The sequence below is a fragment of the Cyanobium sp. NIVA-CYA 375 genome (assembly GCF_056108345.1).
Genome location: NZ_JBSYHW010000156.1, coordinates 1 through 2267, shown reverse-complemented (window position 1 = coordinate 2267; position 2267 = coordinate 1). Strand labels below are relative to the sequence as shown.

General features: G+C 53.6%; 5 protein-coding genes. All 5 read right to left on the bottom strand.

Features of this window, described 5'->3' with window-relative positions:
• Window positions 1–29: 29 nt before the first annotated feature.
• Window positions 30–572, bottom strand: coding sequence for a type I restriction endonuclease (locus AC01FP_RS17020; RefSeq protein ID WP_474481864.1), 543 nt, complete (start codon window positions 570–572; stop codon window positions 30–32).
• Between the two features lie 202 nt (window positions 573–774).
• On the bottom strand, window positions 775–1083 hold the full coding sequence (locus tag AC01FP_RS17015; protein ID WP_474481863.1) for an addiction module antidote protein: 309 nt from the start codon (window positions 1081–1083) through the stop codon (window positions 775–777).
• Between the two features lie 9 nt (window positions 1084–1092).
• The gene (locus AC01FP_RS17010; protein WP_474481862.1) at window positions 1093–1383 is read right to left on the bottom strand and encodes a type II toxin-antitoxin system RelE/ParE family toxin; all 291 of its coding nucleotides are present in this window, start codon (window positions 1381–1383) and stop codon (window positions 1093–1095) included.
• 133 nt (window positions 1384–1516) lie between these two features.
• On the bottom strand, window positions 1517–1777 hold the full coding sequence (locus AC01FP_RS17005) for a DUF2442 domain-containing protein (RefSeq protein WP_474481861.1): 261 nt from the start codon (window positions 1775–1777) through the stop codon (window positions 1517–1519).
• Window positions 1770–2003: a DUF4160 domain-containing protein gene (locus AC01FP_RS17000; protein ID WP_474481860.1), complete on the bottom strand. Its 234-nt coding sequence runs from the start codon at window positions 2001–2003 to the stop codon at window positions 1770–1772. Before AC01FP_RS17000 ends, AC01FP_RS17005 begins: the two co-directional genes overlap by 8 nt.
• Window positions 2004–2267: the final 264 nt, after the last annotated feature.

The window sequence follows — 2267 nt, the reverse complement described above, 5'->3', positions numbered from 1 at the left end:
GGCATGCAATTAACTATTCAAATTATAAGCTATTGTCGCCTCAACGCAAGGGCTGATCGTATTTTTCGAGGTGCCCTGAAGCAGAGCAGCGTACGGGTGTAGCCATTGCCGGGATCATTCTTGTACTCGACAATCTGCTCCATGGCCCGCCGTGGATTGATGCCAAGGCTCTTGAGCTCGATCTGGATCACCGGCACGCCATTGATCAGCAGGATCACGTCGTAGCGGTGATGGCTGTACTCCGTATTGATACGAAGCTGATTGATCACTTCAAAGTCGTTCTTGCACCAATCCTTGAGATTGACCAGCGAATAGTTCAGCGGCGTTCCGTCGTCACGTATGAAAGCGTTGAGATTCCGAAGGATCTTGGCGGCAGTGAAGACGTCAGGTGTGATGATCTCGTCGAGCAGCCGAGAAAACTCGCCGTCCGTCAGCTTGACCCGATTAAGCGCATCGAACTTCTCTCGAAAATTACTCTCTAGCGCCGCACGGCTATTGATATCGGCTCGATAGATATATTTAAGCTCAGCCAGTTTGCCGATCAGGCTGGCTTCGATTTCCTGTTCAGTCATGAACTGCGGCCAGGCTTTCCTTTGTGAGGATTCTATAGCAACCTGTCTAAGCCGCATAGGCAAGTGTCATGGGTGAGATTTGGGTCTCATCTTTCAGGATCTTGGTTGCCTTTGAGTGGCCCGCATAACGCCAAGATCAGCGGCGGGCGGAGGCTGAGCGGCTTGATGAGCCATCCCCGCTCCCGTCTTCTGTATCTGGATTTTAAACAGCCATCTTCGCCTCATCAACAGCTGTGACATGCAATTCCAAACCCAGTGCCGAAATCACCTTCAATACTGTTGCCAGCTCAGGATTGCCCGAAGAGGACAATGACTTGTATAGACTTTCCCTGCCAAGGCCAGCATCACGTGCGACTTGGCTCATGCCTTTAGCCCTAGCCATATCGCCTAAGGCAGCTGCGACAAGCTGAGGATCACCATCCTGAAGTGCAGCTTCCAAATATGCCGCTGTATCATCAGCAGTGGCAAGGTGTATGGCTGGGTCCCAGATTGTAGTGGTGGTTTTGGTCATAGGATTCTCCTAGAGATTTCGAGCAAGGTCTTTGGCGAGACGAATATCCTTGTCTTGGGAACTCTTGTCGCCGCCTGCAAGCAGAATGACGAGCGCATCTCCTTGTTTTGTCAGATAGATCCGATAGCCGGGGCTATAATGGATCCGCAGCTCTGAGACGCCATCTCCTACGTGGCGGATATCTCCTGAGTTACCAAGGGAGAGCCGTCTGATCCGGATGTCGATACGAGCTCTTGCAGTCCGGTCACGCAGGGCAGCAAACCACGCGGCATAGGCAGGCGTCTCCCTGATTTCAATCATGTCTCACTGTATCCCATGAGATACGAGTGCGCAACCGGCTGCTTGGTCTGTCTAACGCTCGCCATCACCTGGCCGCAAGGTTTGCGCGGCGAAGAATATAGCGTTACGGCGGCGGCTCAGGTGCATGGCGGTGTTAGCTGACCAGAGCCTTTGCTTGGGGCGCTGGCGCACCTCGAAGCAGGCCTTCCACACTTAAGTCCTCATCGACATCTGGCCAGTGGATTCCGTAGCCAGCCCCTGCAATCTCCCAGTTGTCACGCTCCTGGGAGGTTGCATGTAGAAGCCTTGGGAACCAAGCCAACGGAACCGATATAGATCGACCATCAGCCAGGTCGACGATCAGTCTGTCCTCTTTCAAGGCAACGTTTGTGACTTGCTCACCAGGGTTAGCCATGAAACTCCTCCCATGCCTTCAGCAGGATAGCTCTGTTCAAGCTGACCAGACGTTCGATTTCACGTAGCTCTTTGGCGCCAAAACCAAGGCTCGAGGATAATGCAACAGGAGTAAGCCAGACTTTGCATGACGCCTTATCTCTATCAACATGAACATGGGGAGGCTCGTTTGGCTCGTGACTGTAGAAGTAGACCCTATAAGGTCCGCTTCTGAGGATTGTCGGCATCCGAAAGCGCCACCATCACATCAACGATACCGACCTCGGCCTTCCTGTGCAGCTAACGCTGCCACTGAGTGGCAGGCATGGAGTCTGTGGATGCGGATCTGAGAGCTGGTGGTGGCCTGTCCACTCGAGGGGCTTGTTCGAAGTGTCGCCTCAACATAGGAAGGGGACGCGGACTTGCGCATGCCATCTGACGTGACCCCCTTTGCTGCTCCAGTTCCTATGAGAGCTGGTGGGTTAGTCAGGCCGCTTTCCATTGCTGGAGGA

Excerpts from the sequence above, each read along its gene's own strand:
- AC01FP_RS17010 (WP_474481862.1), bottom strand. The coding sequence starts at position 1,383 with ATGATTGAAATCAGGGAGACGCCTGCCTATGCCGCGTGGTTTGCTGCC.
- AC01FP_RS17000 (WP_474481860.1), bottom strand. The coding sequence starts at position 2,003 with ATGCCGACAATCCTCAGAAGCGGACCTTATAGGGTCTACTTCTACAGT.
- AC01FP_RS17015 (WP_474481863.1), bottom strand. The coding sequence starts at position 1,083 with ATGACCAAAACCACCACTACAATCTGGGACCCAGCCATACACCTTGCC.
- AC01FP_RS17005 (WP_474481861.1), bottom strand. The coding sequence starts at position 1,777 with ATGGCTAACCCTGGTGAGCAAGTCACAAACGTTGCCTTGAAAGAGGAC.
- AC01FP_RS17020 (WP_474481864.1), bottom strand. The coding sequence starts at position 572 with ATGACTGAACAGGAAATCGAAGCCAGCCTGATCGGCAAACTGGCTGAG.